Raw genomic sequence first — 16,769 nt, forward strand, 5'->3', positions numbered from 1 at the left:
CACCGCTGCCGGCCCCCGCTTGCCTGCTCGGCCCAGCGTGTCCGCGGGGTGGAAGGCGGCGCGCGGTGCCAGCCTGGTGGTCGTGATGGTGGTGTTGTCGGTGGTGTTCACCGTGGGGCTGTTGTCGGTCCGGTTGTCGCTGCACGGCGAGCGTTCTGCCCGCAATGACCAGGACCGGCAGATCGCTTTCCAGAGCGCCGAGGCGGCCCTGCTCGATGCCGAACTCGACACCCTGGGGCCCAACACCCATCCGGCCAGCCGCACCTGCGGCTTCCTGCCCCGGTCGGTGGCCTCCATTGCCCCGAGCGCCCTGGACTTTGTGCCCGGCTGTGGCCAGGGCCAACAGGTCGGCCTGTGCACCGCCCTGGGCTTGCCGGGCGAGGCCTGGCGCGATGTCAAGGCCCGCTACCTGGCCGATGTCGGCACGGCGGCGGCCAACCAGACCGTGCAGTACGGGCAGTTCACCGGCCGAAGCCTGCCGTCCGGCCGCAGCGGGCTGCCGGCCAAGCTGCCGCGTTACACCGTGGAGCGGGTCACGGCCACCGTGCTGGGGCCTGCCCGGGTGCCGGTGGGCACCGACGACGCCTACCTGGTCACCGCCATGGGCTTTGGCAGCCGTCCGGAGACCCAGGTGCTGTTGCAGACCCTGGTCTACAAGCCGGCCCACCGGCCGGGTTCGGGCTGCTGACATGCGGGGCCTGGTGGCGTGGCCGGCCCTGGTCTGCTGGGTGTGTCTGGTCACCGGTTCGGTGGCGCAATCGAGCCGGGTCACGCTGGACCTGCAGGGTGGGCCGCAGCCGAATGGCACCGAGGTGTCCAACCTGGCACTGCTGCTGGCACTGGACTTCACCAGCGCCGGCGCGGCCTACCGCAACCGTTCGGCCGGCTACGACCCGGCCACCACCTACCTGGGCTACCACCATGCGAACAGCTGCTATGGCTACCACGGGACGTCCAGCGACGGTTACTTCGAGCCCAGCGGCGACACCGACGCCGAGCATGCCTGCAACCTGCCGGGCACCGGGCAGGGCTTCAGCGGCAACTTCCTGAATTTCGTCAACACCGCCTGGCTGGACATCCTGCGGCTGGGCCTGACCGGTGGTGACCGCGTCATCGATGAAGCACCAGCCGACGCGGCCACCCCTCGCACGGTGCTGCAGCGGGCCGTGTTGCCGTCCGACACCAGCGGGGCCCGCAACACCAATTTTTATGACGGCGACAGCGGCTACGACACCGGCGCCAGGCTGTGGGAAAAATTCGTGCTGCCGGCCGGCAGCCCGCTGACGCCACGGGTCACGCCCTTCGACAACCGCACACCGGTGGTGGTAAAGGCCTGCAAGGACGAGATTTACTTTGGTGACACCGACACGGGCAGCTGTGCCGCACCCGGGGCCAATGCCAACCTCGCGGTGGCCAGCACGCTGTCGCCGTCCACCACGGTCACCGGCCGCTTCAAAGCCAGGGTGCTGGTGTGCAGCCCCACCGAAGGCCCGCGCCGGCCCGAACTGTGCCAGAAGCAGGCCAATGGCCAGCACAAGCCGGTGGGCGCGGTCCAGAAACACGCCGACCGGCTGCGCCTGGCGGTGTTTGCCTACCTCAACGATGCGGCCGACTGGCAGACCGCGGGCGAGGGCAGCCGGCACGGCGGGGTGCTGCGGGCACCGATGAAGTTCACCGGGCCCCGGCTGACCTCGGTCAGCGGCGCGGTGTCGGCCAACGCGCACAGCGAATGGGATGCCACCACCGGGGTGCTGGTCGCCAAGCCCCTGGACACCGCCAGCGAGGCGGGCCAGCCCCACAGCGGGGTGATCCACTACATCAACCGGCTCGGGCGACTGACGGCCGACCCCGACCTCTATAAGCGGCGCCAGCCGGTGGGTGAGTTGCTCTACGAGGCCATCCGCTATTTCCAGGGCCAGACCGGGCCCTCGGCCGACGCGGTGGCCGACCTCACACCCAGCCTGCTGGGCGGTTACCCGGCCTACACCGCCTGGACCGACCCGATGCAGACCGGCTGCCAGCGCAACCACGCGGTGCTGGTCGGGGGTGCCAACCCGTCCAGGGACGCTGCCTTGCCGGGCAGCCGCATCGGCGGCCAAAGCCGGGCGGCCGACACCTGGACGGTGGGCGGCCAGAGTGTCACGCTGAACGCCGACACCTGGACCCGGGTGGTGTCGAGTTTCGAAACCAACGGCACGGTGAGCTACACCGATGCCCAGGGCGTGACGCGCGCGGCCAATGGCAACGCCAGCGCCGGCGCCACCGGCGTGCAGAGCGGGTCGCCCTACAACGCGCTGGAAAGCAGCACCTTCGGTGACGGTGCCAGCTACCTGCAGGCGGGCCTGGCCTATTGGGCCAACACCCAGGCCATCCGGCCCGACAGGCCACAGGCCCGGGTTCGCACCTGGGTGCTCGATGCCGACGAGGGTGGCAACGGCAGCCTGGTGCGTTCACGCGCGCTCTACCTGACTGGCAAGTACGGCGGCTTTGCCGATGCGGGCGCCGATGGCCGTTTCCACAGCGGCGAGGGCAACCCCTTCCAGGCCCACCTGGTTGGGGGACTGAGCGCCACCGACCGCGAGTGGCTGGCCGCCGATGCGTCCACTGCCCCCAGTGGCTATGCCCTGGTGGGCCAGCCCGAGCGCTTGCTGATGGCCATCCAAAAGGTGTTTGCCGCCGCCAGCCAGGCCAATGGCCTGGCGGCGGGGGTGGCCGTCAGCGCCCCCCGCTTGAACGCCAGCCACAGCAGCGCGGCGGTGTACCGGACCTTCTCCAACCTGGCCGAGGCCTCTGGCACGGTGGTGCGCAACGAGCTCCGCCACAACACCGACACCCAGCAGACCGAGGCCAGCACCCTGCCCACCTGGGATGCAGGCCAGATCCTGACCGGCCTCCAGCCCCACACCCCCACTCTGGCGCCGGTGCCCACCGCTGCCAACCGCAAGATCTTCACCCACAGCCGCAGCGCCTCGGCCGGTGTGGCCTTTGCCTGGGACCACCTCGATGCGGCGGTGCAGACCGCGCTGAAAACCCACCCGGCCACCGGCGTGGTGGAGTCCGACACCCTGGGGCAGCAGCGGCTGAACTACCTGCGCGGGGATCGCAGCCAGGAGGCCAACCTGTTCCGGCCGCGCACCAGCGTGCTGGGCGACATGGCCCCGGCCTCCCTGCGGCTCAAGGGGCCGCCCAGTCCCTTGGTGAGCGACACCGGCTACGCGGCGTTCATGGCCGCCCACAGCGCCCGCGTGCCCACGCTCTACGTCGGCGCCAACGACGGCATGCTGCACGCCTTTCGTGCCGCCGACGACGCGTCGGATGCCACCAACGGCCGCGAGCTGTTTGCCTATGTGCCGCGGGCCGTGTCCGGCAAGCTCAACCGGCTGACCGACCCGGCCTACGTGAAAACCGCGTTGGTCGATGGCGGCCTGACGGTGGACGAGGCCAGGGTGCACCGCCCCAGCACCGGTGCCGTGGGCTGGGCCACGGTGCTGGCCGGTGGCATGGGTGGCGGCGCGCAAGGGCTGTACGCGCTGGACGTGACAGAGCCCGACCGTTTTGGCGCGGCCCATGTGCTGTGGGAGTTCACCGACGCCGACGACCCCGACATGGGCAACCTGGTGGCGGCGCCCCGCATCGTGCAGCTGGCCACCGCCGGCGCGGCGGCCACGGCACCGGCGCTCCGGTGGTTTGTGCTGGCCTCGTCGGGCTACAACAACTACGCCAGCGACAGCCACGCCAGCGACACCGGCCGGCAGGTGCTGTTCCTGCTGTCGCTGGAAAAATCACCCACCGAGGCCTGGGTGCTGAACGGCAACTACTTCAAGTTGATTGCCAACGACAGCACGTTCACCTCCCCCACCGCGGCCAAGGGCCTGGCCATGCCCGGCATTGCGCTGGGCCCCAAGGGCAATGCCCTGGCCGCCTACGCCGGCGATTTGCAAGGCAACCTGTGGAAGTTCGACCTGTCCAGCCCGTCTACCAACTGGACCGGTTCTGCGGTGGCTTCGGTGCTGTTTGTCGCCACCGACAGCGGTGGCGGCCGCCAGCCCATCACCGTCGCACCCTGGGTCGGCCCGCACCCGCAGGGCGGCCACCAGCTGGTGTTTGGCACCGGCCAGTGGCTGGAGTCCCGCGACGCCTGGGTCACGGGCGCGCAAAGCCTCTACGGCGTCTGGGACGCTGCCGACGGCCAGACACTGAGGCGGGCCGCCAGCGGCAGCGGCACGGCCGGCGTGAACGGCCTGGTGGCCCGCCGCATCACACCGGCCGTATCGGCGGGGCTGGCCGCCACGCTCAGCGGGGCGGATTTCCACTACGGCCGGTCCACCGCCGAGGCCCGTGGGTGGTATGCCGATTTCCCTGGCAGCGCAGAGCGCCTGACGGTCGATCCCAGTGCCCTGGGTGGGGTGGTGGCACTGAATTCCAGCCTTCCCGGCGGCGACCTCTGCGCGGCCACGGGCCGTTTCAACACCTACCGGCTGAACCCGCTGTCGGGCCAGTCGCTGGCCACCACGGTGCTGACCCGCGCCGCGGGCGACGGTGGGCTGGGCCATGTGGGCGCTGCGGTGGGGCTGATGGAGGGCACGGCCGCCTGGTCCAGCCGCGATGCCACCGGACGGTATGTGGTCACGGACACCGTCACCACCGTCAGCGCCGGTGCCGGCGGCGTGGTGCTGACCCGGACCCCGGTCAGCAAGCTGGGCGGGCGGATGAGCTGGCGCGAGATCAGCCAATTCCAATAGCCTTCAGCCCCACCATGTCCCACCCCTTGACCACCGCCATGAAGCCCTGTGGATTCACGCTGGTCGAGGTGATGGTCACCGTGGCAGTGGTGGCCTTGCTGGCCCAGCTGGCCTACCCGAGCTATGTGGGCCATGTGCTGCGGGCCAAGCGCATCGAATGCCGCAGCGCGGTGATGCAGGCCATGCAACAGCAGGAGCGCCACTACACCCAGCACAACAGCTACCTGGCCTATGCCAGCAGCGCCGCGGTGAACCTGAAAACCTTTTCCGGTGACACGCCCGCCGGCAGCGCCTGCACCCTCTCGGCCGGGCCCTGCAGCGGCGCGCTGGCTTTGTCGGTGTGTGTGACGGTGACCGGCAGCCCCCAGCACACCGACACCGAGGTGGGGGCGATCCACCTGCGAAGCGACGGCGCGAAGGGCTGCTCGGGCAGCCACCCGGAGAAATGCTGGAAATGAGGGCGCCGTCTCACCTGCGGGGCCGTCGGCGTGGGGTCACGTTGGTGGAGTTGATGGTTGTGGTGGCCATTCTGGTGGTGCTGATCCGGCTGGCCGTGCCGTCTTACCGCAGTTGGGTGCTGAACCAGCGGCTGAGCACCGCGGCCAGCGATTTCCTGTCCACCCTGCTGCAGGCCCGGTCGGAGGCCATGCGCCTGGGCAAGCCGGTGCTGGTGGTGCCCTGGCAGGAAATCCAGGGCCCGTCCGCCACCCGCTTCAGCTGGCTCGACGGTTGGTGTGTGTTTGTCGACAACGACAACTCGGGCCAGTACAGCGGCAGCGCCACCCTGGTTGGCTGTGCGGCCCAGCCGGATTTGCGTGGCCTGGTGGCAGTGGTCAGCGGCAGCGGCAAGACCTCGGGGCCTTTCGCCATTGCCAAACCGTATTTTTCGTACAGCCCGCTGGGTTTTGCCAAGGTCTACCCGGGCCGCGAGGCCGGTGCGACCACGCCCAACGGCAGCCTGTGGCTGACAACCCTGGCCAGCAATGGCATGGTGCCGCGGGAGCGGGCCATCATCGTCAGCCGGGTGGGACGGCCCCGCCTTTGCGACCCGGGGGCTGGCAGCGGTGCCACGCCTTGCAGCACTGGCTGACCGCCCGGCCAGAGGCTACTTGCTGACCTCGTCGACCAGCGTGCGGAACTCGTCGATGTCCTCGAAGCTGCGGTACACCGAGGCAAAGCGCACGTAGGCCACCTTGTCGAGCTTTTTCAGCTCGCGCATCACCAGCTCGCCCAGCCGGCTGGAGGCGATCTCGCGCAGCCCCAGGTTGAGCAGCTTTTCTTCGATGCGCTCGATGGCGCCGTCGACCTGCTCGGTGCTGACCGGCCGCTTGCGCAGCGCCAGGTTCATCGAGGCCAGCAGCTTGACGCGCTCGTAGTCGATGCGCCGGCCGTCTTTTTTGACGATGGCCGGAAAGTTGACTTCCGGCCGCTCGTAGGTGGTGAAGCGCTTGTCGCAGGCGCCGCACTGGCGCCGCCTGCGAATGAAGTCACCGTCTTCCGCCACCCGCGTCTCGACCACCTGGGTTTCCGCGTGGCTACAGAAGGGGCAGCGCATCGGGAGGCTCAGCCGTAAACCGGGAAGCGGGCGGTCAAGGCATTGACCTTGGCACGCACCGCGGCGATGTTGGCTTCGTCGCGGGGGTTGTCCAGCACGTCGGCGATCAGGTTGGCCGTCAAACGCGCTTCCTCGTCCTTGAAGCCGCGGGTGGTCATGGCCGGGGTGCCGATGCGCACGCCGCTGGTGACCATGGGCTTTTCGGGGTCGTTGGGGATGGCGTTCTTGTTGATGGTCATGTGGGCACTGCCCAACACGGCCTCGGCTTCCTTGCCGGTGATGCCCTTGGCGCGCAAATCCACCAGCATCACGTGGCTCTCGGTGCGGCCGCTGACGATGCGCAGGCCACGCTGGGTCAGCGTCTCGGCCACGATTTGGGCGTTCTTCAGCACCTGCTGCTGGTACACCTTGAACGACGGGTCCAGCGCTTCCTTGAAGGCCACGGCCTTGGCGGCGATCACGTGCATCAGCGGGCCGCCCTGCAGGCCGGGGAAGATGGCGCTGTTGACGGCCTTCTCGTGCTGGGCCTTCATCAGGATGATGCCGCCGCGCGGGCCGCGCAGGCTTTTGTGGGTGGTGGAGGTCACCACGTCGGCAAACGGCACCGGGTTGGGGTAGACGCCAGCAGCGATCAGGCCGGCGTAGTGGGCCATGTCGACCATGAAAATGGCGCCGACGTCCTTGGCCACCTTGGCAAAGCGCTCGAAGTCGATGCGCAGGCTGTAGGCCGAGGCGCCGGCCACGATCAATTTGGGCTTGGACTCGTGGGCCTTGCGCTCCATCGCGTCGTAGTCGATTTCTTCTTTGTCGTTCAGGCCGTAGCTGACCACGTTGAACCATTTGCCGCTCATGTTCAGCGGCATGCCGTGCGTGAGGTGGCCGCCTTCGGCCAGGCTCATGCCCATGATGGTGTCACCGGGCTTCAGGAAGGCGAGGAAGATGGCTTCGTTGGCCGAGGCGCCGCAATGCGGCTGCACGTTGGCCGCGTCGGCGCCAAACAACTGCTTGACGCGGTCGATCGCCAGCTGCTCGGCCACGTCCACATGCTCGCAACCACCGTAGTAGCGCTTGCCGGGGTAGCCTTCGGCGTATTTGTTGGTGAGCTGGGTGCCCTGGGCGGCCATGACGGCCGGCGAGGCGTAGTTTTCGCTGGCAATCAGCTCGATGTGGTGTTCTTGGCGGGCGTGCTCGGCCTGGATGGCGGCCCACAGCTGGGGATCGGTTTGCTCAATGAGAATGTTGCGTTGAAACATGACGGCAGTCCTGCAGAACGTGGTCCTTGCATGAAACAAGGGCTGCCCAGGCGAACGGCTGATCGCCGGCCCGCATGGCGGTGGCCGACGGCACGCTTCCCAGTGGTGGCCCCACGTCAGCGCCAACGGCCCGTGCGGGTGTTGCGCCTATCGCCAGTTGCGTGCCCCTGAAGTGTAGCCGAGCGCCTGCCCTCTGCTCAGAAGCCGGGGCTTTGCGGTGGCTCAGGAGGCGGCGATGGCGGTGTCTGGCGCGGCCTGGGGCAGCGCTTTGGGCGGGGTCAGGGTCTTGTTGACCGCCACCGGCTTGGCCGGGGCGCCCACCACTGGGCGGGCCGGGGCCACCGGAACGGCCTTGGGCTCGGTCTCCGCCAGGGTGGGATCGATCGCATGAACGCTTTGCGCGGCGGCAGCCGGTGCGGGCAGGGCGACCACGGCCACTTGCTGCGGTGCCGCAATCGGCACCGACCGGCCCGACGCGACCTGCTGCAGTCGCCCGAATTCGGACATCACCTTGGCCACATAGCCGCCATCGCCGTTGGCGCCGGCACCCACGTACTGCCGCAGACCGCCTTCGACCGAGCCGGCCCGGGCAATGCAGTCCTGCAGCACCTTGGCACCGACCCGCAGGTTGGTGACCGGGTCAAAAGCGGCGTGCACGCCGCCGAAGTTGTCGTATTTGTCGCTGTGCACCCGGGTCATGACCTGCATCAAGCCCTGGGCGCCCACCGGGCTCTGGGCAAACGGGTTGAAACCCGACTCGATGGCCATGATGGCCAGCAGCAGCGTGGGCTCGACCTTGACCTTGACCCCGATCTGGTAGGCCTCGGCCACCAGTGCGCCCAGGGGCTCGGGGGCGACGCGGTACTTCTGGCTCAGCCAGTAGGCCACCGAGGCCTGCGGTTTGGGCAGGGCCTTGGGGTCCAGCGCGGTGGCGCGTTCCACCGCATCCGGCCGGGCTTCCATGCCCAGCAGGTCGTACTGGCGCTCTTGCAACCAGGCGGTGACACGCAGTTCCAGGCTCTGGCGCAGCTCGGGTTGCGTGGCCAAGGTGATGCCGGTGAAGGCCATGGCGAGGCCGATCAGGGCAAACCCGTTGTGGCTGACCTTGAAAAAGGCGTTCACGGTGTTGGCGGTGATGGCCCGCAGGCCATCGGCGAATTGTGCGAAAGCGGTCATAGCAATTCCTCATCTCGCGGCGGTCTCGGTGCTTGCAGCAGGTGCAAACGGAGACCGCCGTCTGGGTGGGTACGCCATCAAACTACTGCTTTGCCTGCAGTGACTCGACAGGGCCTGGGACAGGCGGCGAATTCTCAACGGACTCAAAAACTTGAGCGTTTTTTGATTTTGAAAGGATTCAAATATCGGGTCAAGTATATCAAATGCGTTAATCATGCACTTTCATGGTGGTAGAGGGCTGTTTGGGCCGCCTAACTTAGAGTGGCATCCCCACCCCGTTGCGCGTGCCGCTGTCAAGCCAATTTTCACAATCAGCCCGCCGGCTTTTATAAAAACGCCGATTTGCAATGCCACCGGGCGGCGACTATCGTTCATTCACCTGTCTGTGACAGGTGCTCTGCCAGGCCCAAAGCCCGGCACTTTATGAAAGCAATCTCTTGCTTTCACCGCACGGGTGGACGTTCAACTCCACCCTGCGACCCCAGGCGGAAAGGCGCTCGCGCTCCCCGCCAAGCCCGGTGGATTGGCTGAAGGCCGCCCACCGGGCTTTCTTTTGGCGGGTTCGCTCCGGGTTGCCCCTGGGAAAAAGCCATGGCCGGCCGCGGCGGGTGCTTGCAGGCCGGCATTTCTCACGCAAAATCCCCGCATGACGTTCTGGACACAAAGCAAAAACAAGCCATGGGTGCGGCGTGCCGCGGTGGGGGCGGGTGTGCTGGCCCTGGTGTGGCTGGTGGCCTGGCTGGCGGTGCCGCCGCTGGCCAAACACTTTGCCCAAAAAATGGCCAGCGAGGCGCTCGGCCGTGTGGTCACCATCGGCCGCATCGACTTCCTGCCCTGGACCCTGGAACTCACGGTCAGTGACCTGGCGGTGGCGGCGGCCACCGACGACCCGGTCCAAACCCCGCAGCTGCAGGTTGGGCGTCTTTATATAGATGGTGAATTGCAGTCGCTGCTGCGGCTGGCGCCGGTGGTGGACGCGGTCACGGTGGAGGCGCCGCGGCTGCGGCTGGCGCACCGGGCCGCAGGCCAGTACGACATCGACGACATCCTGGCCAAACTGCAGCCCGCGCCCGGCGCGCCGCCCAGTGGCGACCCGCTGCGCTTTGCGCTGTACAACCTGTCGCTCAGCGGCGGCGCGGTGGACTATGCCGACGGCCCCAAGGACAAAACCCACACCGTGCGCGATCTGAGCCTCAGTGTGCCTTTCCTCAGCAACCTGGACTCGAAGCGCGATGTCAAGGTGGCCCCTCACCTGGCCTTCACGCTGAACGGCAGTGCCTTTGACTCGGCCGCCGAGGCCACGCCCTTTGCCCAGACCCGCAAAACCGACGCCTCTTTCAAGCTCACCGGGCTGGACCTGGCGCCTTACCTGCGCTATTTGCCAGCCGGCCTGCCGGTGACGGTGTTGGCCGGCGTGGTCGACGCCGATCTGAAGCTGTCGTTCGAGCAATTGCCGCAAACCGCGGTCAAGCTGTCTGGCAAGGTCTCGGCCAGCCAGGCCAAGGTGGGTGATGCCCGGGGGCGGGACCTGCTGACCTTTCAATCGTTGGCGGTGGACCTGGCCGACGTGCAGCCGCTGGCCCGGGTGGTCAAGCTGTCGGCCATTCGCTGGGATGCTCCCCGCCTGACGCTGCACCGCGACGCCCAGGGCCAGTTCGATGCGTTGGCCAAACCGCTCGCAGATGCTTCCAAAAAAGGAGCGACCGCCCCTGATTTGGCAAAGGTTAAGACACAGAAGCAGCCCCAAAAGACCGCTTCCGCGTCGGCCAGTGCCGCCTCCGGTGCCAAGTCACCCGTGCCGGCCGCCACCGACTGGCAGTTGCAGGTGGCCGAGTTCACCGTGCAGCGCGGGGCGGTGCTGTGGGCCGACGACAGCACACAACCGGCTGCCCGCCTGCCGCTGACCGAGCTGGCGCTGCAGGCCAAGGCCATCGCCTGGCCACTGACCCAGCCCGCCACCGTCACCGGCTCTGCCGCGCTGGACAAGGCCAGCCTGAAGTTTTCGGGCAGCGGCACGGCCGATGCCGCCACCGCGACGGTGTCGCTGGCGGCCTGGCCACTGGCCCAGGCCAAGCCCTACCTGGCGGCGTTTCTGACGCCGCAGCTCAGCGGCACGCTGACGGCCGATCTGCAGCTGCAATGGGCGGCCCAGCAATTGACCGTGCTGCTGCCCCAGCTGGCATTGACCGAGCTCGCGCTGACGGAGGGCAAAACCCCGCTGGCCAGTGCCAAAAAGCTGTCGCTGGCCGACAGCCGCATCGACCTGGCCGGCCAGTCGCTCAGCCTGGGACAAGTCAGCCTGACCCAGCCCCGGGCGGCGGTGGCCCGCGATGCCCAGGGTCACTGGATGGTGGAGCGTTGGCTCAAACCGGCCAAGGCCAGCCCGGCCGGGCCGCCCCGCGCGGCCAGCCCGGCCGCCAAACCCTGGGCGGTGGTGGTGGGGGACTTGTCGGTTGACGGCGGCCTGGTGAACTTCCAGGACAACGCCGGCCGCAAGCCGGTGGCGTTTGACGTGTCGGCGCTGCGGCTGTCGCTGAAAAACTTCTCGCCCGACGGCAAGAAACCCGCACCCATCGCGCTGTCCGCGCGCATCGGTGCGAGCCCACGCAGCGAGGCCGGCCTGATCGACGTCAAAGGCAGTCTGGTGATGGCGCCGCTGGCGGTGCAGGCCACGGTGCTGGCCCAGCGCCTGCCGCTGCAGGCTTTCGAGCCTTATTTCGGTGATGCGCTGAACATCGAGTTGCTGCGCGCCGACGCCAGCTTCAAGGGCCAGGTGCGCTACGCCGACGCGGCTGCCGGGCCCAGCGTCAAGCTCAGCGGCGATGTGGCGCTGGACGAGTTGCGGGCCATCGGTGCCCCGCCACCCGGCGCGGCCAGCGACAAGGGGTTGCAGCAGAACGAGGACATCCTGCGCTGGAAAACGCTGGCTGTGCGCGGCCTGGACCTGGCGCTGGCCCCTGGCACCGCCACCAGCGTGAGCGTGGCAGAAACTGCCTTGAGCGATTTCTTCGCCCGCATCGTGGTCAACGAAACCGGCCGCATCAACCTGCAAGACCTGAGCCGGTCGGCCGAGGCGCCTGCGGCCCCGGTGGCTGCGGCGTCGGCCCCTACCGCGCCGCCGGCCCAGGCGGCCAGCGCGGCGGGGGGTGCCACCGCTGCCGGCCCCGAGCCGGTGATCCGGGTCGGCCCGGTGAGCCTGGTCAACGGCGAGGTGTATTTCTCCGACCGCTTCATCAAACCCAACTACTCGGCCAACCTGACCGAGCTGACCGGCAAGCTCAGTGCGTTCTCGTCGCAAGCCGCCGCCCCGGGCGAGCCCTTGCAACTGGCCGACCTGGAGTTGAAGGGCCGGGCCGAGGGCACGGCCTCGCTGGACGTCACCGGCAAGCTCAACCCGCTGGTCAAACCGCTGGCGCTGGACATCACCGGCAAGGTGCGGGACCTGGAGCTGCCGCCGCTGTCGCCTTACGCGGTCAAGTACGCCGGCTACGGCATCGAGCGCGGCAAGCTCAGTCTGGATGTGAACTACGCCGTCCAGCCCAACGGCCTGCTGACCGCCAGCAACAAGTTCGTGCTCAACCAGCTCAGCTTTGGCGACAAGGTGGAGGGGGCACCCAACAGCCTGCCGGTCAAGCTGGCTGTGGCCCTTCTGGCCGACCGCAACGGCGTGATCGACATCAACCTGCCCATCAGCGGCTCGCTGAACGACCCGCAGTTCAGCATCGGCCCCATCGTCTTCAAGCTCATCGTCAACCTGATCGTCAAGGCGGTCACCTCGCCCTTCAGCCTGCTGGCCAGCGCCTTGGGCGGCGGCGGCGACGAGCTGGGCGTGGTCGCTTTCCTGCCCGGCAGTGCCTTGTTGTCCAGTGACGCCCGGGCCGGCTTGGACAAGGTGGCCAAGGCCCTGACCGAGCGCCAGGCCCTCAAGCTCACCGTGACCGGCACGGCCAGCCTGGCGGCGGAGCGCGACGGCCTGCGCCGCGAGCGCCTGTACCAGATGCTGCTGGCCGAGAAGCGCCGCGCCACCATTTCGGCCGGTGGCAACCCGCAGACGGTGAACACCGTCAACGCGACGGAGACCCCGGCCCTGCTGAAGGCGGTGTACGGGCGGGCGGATTTCCCCAAGCCCCGCAACCTGGTCGGGCTGGCCAAAGACCTGCCGCCGGCCGAGATGGAGGCGCTGCTGCTGGCCAACACCCCGGTCACTGACGACGCGATGCGCGAGCTGGCGCAGCAGCGCAGCCTGGTGGTGCGCGACTACCTGATCGGCAAGCAGCTGCCCAGCGAGCGTCTGTTTCTGGGTGCTGCCCGGGTGCTGCCGGCCGAGGCCGGCTTCAAGCCGCGCGCCGACCTGGCCCTGGAGATGCGCTGACCCCCGGCCTTTGCGCTGCTCACGGCGCACGGCCAGGGGCGACTGCGGCGACAATACCGGGTTGGGCGGTGGCTTGGCCACGCCGTGGCAGCTGCCGCCCCGAACCCTGCAACCGAAGCTCCTGACATGACGCACGCACCCAAGACCCACGACACGCCAGCGCTGGACGCGCTTACCGGCGGCGCCTTCTCCGCCCCCACCTCGGGCGAGCGCACCGCCCGGGTGCGCGAGTGGCTGGCCAGCAACCCTTCGGTGGAGCAGCTGCAGGACGTGTTCCGCGAACTCAGCGCCCGCGACAAGGGCGCGGCCAAACCGCTGCGTGAAAAGCTCGACGAGATCAAGCGCGCCAAAGGCCAGGAAGTGATTGCCGCCGAATGGGCCGACAAGGGCCAGGCCCTGCTGGCCCAACCCAAACTCAACATCGCCGATGCCCTGGCCTGGCAGCGCGATGCCGCCAAGGCCGGCGCGCCGCTGAGCCGCGAGCCGCTGGCCGGCCTGAAGCAGCAGCTGGCCGACCGGGTGCGCATCATCGAAGACCTGCAGCACCGGGTCCAGGTGCAACGCGAGGCCGCGGTGCTGCTGGCCCAGCGCATCGAGGTCTTGTCCACCAAGGGCTGGAAAGACGCCCAGGCGGCGTTGGCCGCTTTGCACAAGGACGTGGACCACTGGCAGACCCAGGCCGGCGAACTGCTGAACGACGCCAACTGGTCCAGCGTCGACACCAAGTTTCCGCCGCAGCTGGAGGCCTCCAAGGCCCAGCTGTTTGTGGTGTGGGAGGCTTTCCAGGCCGCGCTGGCCCAGGCCGAAGCCGCCGCTGCCGACGCGGCCGCGCCGCTGCCACCGGTGCCGATGTGGGCCAACGAACTGCGTGCGCTGCGCGGCCAGCCGCTGGAAGCGGCCGCGGACGCCGCGGTCAAACCCGGCCGTCCGAAGATGGACCCCGAGGTGCTGAAGGAATTGCGTGCCAAGGCCGCCAGCGCGGTGGGCGAGGTGCTGGCCCGGCTGGAACAGGAAACCACCGAAGGCCACGGCAAAACCAGCGCCGGCGTGGCCGCTGCGCTGCGCGCCGCCCTGAAAGAGCATGGCAAGCACCTGGCCGCCGACCTGGAGGCCCGGGTCCATGCGGCGCTGGGTGCGGCCGGTGAACTCGAAGGCTGGCAACGCTGGCGTGCCGACCAGCTGCGCGAGGAACTGGTGGGCAAGGCCGAGGCCTTGCTGAACCGGCCCGAAGGCCAGGCCATCGGCGGCCGCAAGATGCAGGAAACCCTGCGCAGCTTGCGCGAGCAGTGGAAAGCCACCGACCAGGGCGGTGTGCCCAACCACGGCTTGTGGAAGCGCTTCGATGAGGCCTGCAACGAGGCCCACAAGGTGGTCGAGGCCTGGCTGGAAAAAATCAAGGCCGAGGCGGCCGAGCACCGCGGCCAGCGGCTGGCGCTGATCGACGAGGTCAAGGCCTGGGCGGCCGACAACCCGGTCGCCAAGGACAACGACTGGAAGGGCTTTGCCCGCATCGTGCACCAGTTCTCCGAGCGTTGGCGCAACGCCGGCCACCTGGGTGAGAAGGCCTTTGCCGAGCTGCAGCCGCTGTGGAAAGACGCCATCCACACCGCCGCGCTGCCGCTGGAAGCGGCCCAGAAGGACAGCCTGGCCCGGCGCCAGGCCATGATCGAAGAGGCCGTCACGCTGGGCGCGGCGCCCATGCTGCGCATCGACGCGGTGAAAGCCTTGCAGCAGCGCTGGCAGGCCGAGGCCCAGACCGTGCCGCTGGACCGCAAACACGAACAAAAGCTGTGGGACGCCTTCCGCAAGCCCATCGACGAGGCCTTCAACCGCAAGACCGCCGAACGCGAAAACGCCGCCACCGCCCTGAGCGGCCATGACCGTTTGGTGCTGGACGCCGCCAAGGCGCTGGAGGCGGCCAACGCCACCGGTGACGCGCAGAAGATCCGTGCCGCCATGGCCGGGCTCAACGCCGCCCTGCGTGGCCAGGCGCAGGCAAAAGCCGCAGCCACCGACGCCGCGGTCACGCCGACCGACACGTCCCAAGAACCGGTGGCGGCCGCTGAACCGACCGACGGCGCCACGGGCGAAGAAACCGCCGCCACTGGCGACGGCGCCGACGCGGTGGCCGACGCGCCTGCCAAGCCGGCCGCGCTGGTCAAACCCGCCAAGCCAGTGGTGGCCGTGCGTGGCGATGACCGCCCCGGCATGAAGAAGGCCGAGCCGGAGCCTGCCGGCCGCGGCGGCAAGTTTGGCGACCGCAAGGATGGCCCGCGCGGCGGTCCCGGCCGTGGCCGCGACGACAAGCCCTGGGGTGACCGCCCTGGCCGTGGCGACCGCCCGGCCTTTGAAGACCGCGGTCCCCGCCTGGGTGACACGGCCTTCCGGGCCCAGCGCGACGCGCTGGAGCATGCCGAGATGGCCTTGCGCAAGCTGGCCGCCCAGGCCCATGGCGAGTCGCTGAGCCGCTTGATGGCGGCCTGGGAGCAGCGTGATGCCGACCAACTGCCGCCAGCCCAGGAACTGGGCGGGCGGGTGGCACCGGCGGTGCGCAGTGCCTGGGGCCAAGCCCTGGCCAGCGCCCCCCAAGGCGATGCATCCACCGCTGTGCTGCGGCTGGAAATGGCGGCCGAGCTGCCCACGCCAGCCGCCCAGCTGGACGCCCGCCGGGCCTTGCAACTGCAATTGCTGACCCGCCGCAACGACCCGCCACCGGCCCAAACCTGGGGCCAGGACATGGCCCAGGTGCTGGCTGGCGGTTTTGACGGTGACAAGGCGCGCCGGGTGCAGAACGCGCTGAAGGTCTTGCTGAAGCGCTGAGTCCTTGGCTTGCCGGGCTGCTGGATCAGTCCAGCACCGGCGTGAAAAAGGCGTCCAGCCAGGGCAGCAGGTCGGGGAAGTTGGCGGCGAAGCGGGCGCGGTTGACGAAATAGCCCTCGCAGGCCACCGCAAAAAACTCGGTCAAAGACTCGGCGCCGTAGGCGTCCAGCCAGGGCAGGGCGCCGCCGAAGCGTTCGGCCACGATGTGCTGTTCGCGAAAGCGCTCAAAGGCCTGCTGCCAGGCACCCAACCAGGCCGTGCGGGCCGCTGTGGCGCTGGCGTGGCCCATGAAGCCGGGCGGCAACGGCGGGCAGCCGTCGTCCCGCCCGTCGCGCATGTCGATCTTGTGGGCGAACTCGTGCACCACCACGTTGTAGCCCTCGCTGGCGGTGGCGCCGCTGCGCGCCACGTCGCGCCAGCTCAGCATCACCGGTCCGCGGTGCATGGCCTCGCCACTCAGCACCTCGTTGTAGTGATGGACCACCCCGGATTCGTCGGTGACCACGCGCTGTGCGACCACCTCACCAGGATGCACCACGATGCCCACGAAGTCGGCGTACCAGTCCAACGGCGCGCCGCCATGGCGCAGGTGCAGCACCGGCAAACAGGCCTGGGCGGCGATGGCCACCGCCATGGCGTCGGTGATCACCAGGCCGTTGGCACCGAAGAACTCCTTTTGCTGCAAAAAGGCCTGGCTCAGCTGGCGCAGGGCCCGCACTGCGGTGGCGGGACGGGCGGCCAGAAAAGGGTACTGGGCCAGGGTGGCGGCCCACAGGGCGTCAGGAATGACGGGCGCGGTCTGCGGGCGGGGGGCGCGCAGCCGCTGGGCAAGCCAGGCCCAGATGGCCATG

General features: G+C 68.9%; 10 protein-coding genes and 1 riboswitch. Of the genes, 6 read left to right on the forward strand and 4 right to left on the reverse strand.

Annotation, left to right across the window (positions count from 1 at the left end):
- The first annotated feature begins 19 nt into the window (after positions 1-19).
- From AC4BAR_RS05080 to AC4BAR_RS05095, 4 genes are read left to right on the forward strand one after another with little or no spacing between them, the layout of a single operon-like run.
- Positions 20-688, forward strand: a complete 669-nt coding sequence (locus AC4BAR_RS05080) for a pilus assembly PilX family protein (protein ID WP_490626715.1) — start codon at positions 20-22, stop codon at positions 686-688.
- Between the two features lies 1 nt (position 689).
- Positions 690-4,742 (forward strand): pilus assembly protein, encoded by a 4,053-nt coding sequence (locus tag AC4BAR_RS05085; protein ID WP_490626716.1) that lies wholly within the window; start codon positions 690-692, stop codon positions 4,740-4,742.
- Between the two features lie 14 nt (positions 4,743-4,756).
- Positions 4,757-5,200: a type IV pilin protein gene (locus tag AC4BAR_RS05090; RefSeq protein ID WP_490626717.1), complete on the forward strand. Its 444-nt coding sequence runs from the start codon at positions 4,757-4,759 to the stop codon at positions 5,198-5,200.
- Entirely contained in the window at positions 5,197-5,832 is a 636-nt protein-coding gene (locus AC4BAR_RS05095) for a GspH/FimT family pseudopilin (RefSeq protein ID WP_490626718.1), read from the forward strand. The genes AC4BAR_RS05090 and AC4BAR_RS05095 overlap by 4 nt, the downstream gene beginning before the upstream one ends.
- Before the next feature lie 15 nt (positions 5,833-5,847).
- Here AC4BAR_RS05095 and nrdR read toward each other — a convergent pair whose 3' ends face one another.
- From nrdR to AC4BAR_RS05110, 3 genes are all read right to left on the reverse strand, one after another.
- Positions 5,848-6,297 carry a transcriptional regulator NrdR gene (gene nrdR, locus AC4BAR_RS05100; RefSeq protein ID WP_490626719.1) on the reverse strand — a complete coding sequence of 150 codons (450 nt, stop codon included), beginning with the start codon at positions 6,295-6,297 and terminating at the stop codon, positions 5,848-5,850.
- 8 nt (positions 6,298-6,305) lie between these two features.
- Positions 6,306-7,550, reverse strand: a complete 1,245-nt coding sequence (gene glyA / locus AC4BAR_RS05105) for a serine hydroxymethyltransferase (RefSeq protein WP_490626720.1) — start codon at positions 7,548-7,550, stop codon at positions 6,306-6,308.
- Positions 7,551-7,587: 37 nt separating this feature from the next.
- Positions 7,588-7,721: riboswitch (ZMP/ZTP riboswitch) on the reverse strand.
- A 51-nt stretch (positions 7,722-7,772) separates the two neighbouring features.
- Positions 7,773-8,726: a lytic transglycosylase domain-containing protein gene (locus AC4BAR_RS05110; protein ID WP_490626721.1), complete on the reverse strand. Its 954-nt coding sequence runs from the start codon at positions 8,724-8,726 to the stop codon at positions 7,773-7,775.
- A gap of 646 nt (positions 8,727-9,372) precedes the next feature.
- On the opposite strand from AC4BAR_RS05110, the gene AC4BAR_RS05115 reads away from it, so the two are divergent.
- Positions 9,373-13,098 (forward strand): DUF748 domain-containing protein, encoded by a 3,726-nt coding sequence (locus tag AC4BAR_RS05115; RefSeq protein ID WP_490626722.1) that lies wholly within the window; start codon positions 9,373-9,375, stop codon positions 13,096-13,098.
- A 126-nt stretch (positions 13,099-13,224) separates the two neighbouring features.
- Positions 13,225-15,918, forward strand: coding sequence for a DUF349 domain-containing protein (locus AC4BAR_RS05120; RefSeq protein ID WP_490626723.1), 2,694 nt, complete (start codon positions 13,225-13,227; stop codon positions 15,916-15,918).
- A gap of 25 nt (positions 15,919-15,943) precedes the next feature.
- Here AC4BAR_RS05120 and AC4BAR_RS05125 read toward each other — a convergent pair whose 3' ends face one another.
- Positions 15,944-16,768 carry a M90 family metallopeptidase gene (locus AC4BAR_RS05125; RefSeq protein WP_490626724.1) on the reverse strand — a complete coding sequence of 275 codons (825 nt, stop codon included), beginning with the start codon at positions 16,766-16,768 and terminating at the stop codon, positions 15,944-15,946.
- Between the last annotated feature and the right edge of the window lies 1 nt (position 16,769).

The sequence above is a fragment of the Rhodoferax sp. SPJ4 genome (assembly GCF_058216275.1).

What these genes read in the sequence shown, in the direction of transcription:
- AC4BAR_RS05085 (WP_490626716.1), top strand. Translation starts at nt 690, where the DNA reads ATGCGGGGCCTGGTGGCGTGGCCGGCCCTGGTCTGCTGGGTGTGTCTG.
- AC4BAR_RS05090 (WP_490626717.1), top strand. Translation starts at nt 4,757, where the DNA reads ATGTCCCACCCCTTGACCACCGCCATGAAGCCCTGTGGATTCACGCTG.
- AC4BAR_RS05095 (WP_490626718.1), top strand. Translation starts at nt 5,197, where the DNA reads ATGAGGGCGCCGTCTCACCTGCGGGGCCGTCGGCGTGGGGTCACGTTG.
- nrdR (WP_490626719.1), bottom strand. Translation starts at nt 6,297, where the DNA reads ATGCGCTGCCCCTTCTGTAGCCACGCGGAAACCCAGGTGGTCGAGACG.
- glyA (WP_490626720.1), bottom strand. Translation starts at nt 7,550, where the DNA reads ATGTTTCAACGCAACATTCTCATTGAGCAAACCGATCCCCAGCTGTGG.
- AC4BAR_RS05110 (WP_490626721.1), bottom strand. Translation starts at nt 8,726, where the DNA reads ATGACCGCTTTCGCACAATTCGCCGATGGCCTGCGGGCCATCACCGCC.
- AC4BAR_RS05115 (WP_490626722.1), top strand. Translation starts at nt 9,373, where the DNA reads ATGACGTTCTGGACACAAAGCAAAAACAAGCCATGGGTGCGGCGTGCC.
- AC4BAR_RS05120 (WP_490626723.1), top strand. Translation starts at nt 13,225, where the DNA reads ATGACGCACGCACCCAAGACCCACGACACGCCAGCGCTGGACGCGCTT.
- AC4BAR_RS05125 (WP_490626724.1), bottom strand. Translation starts at nt 16,768, where the DNA reads ATGGCCATCTGGGCCTGGCTTGCCCAGCGGCTGCGCGCCCCCCGCCCG.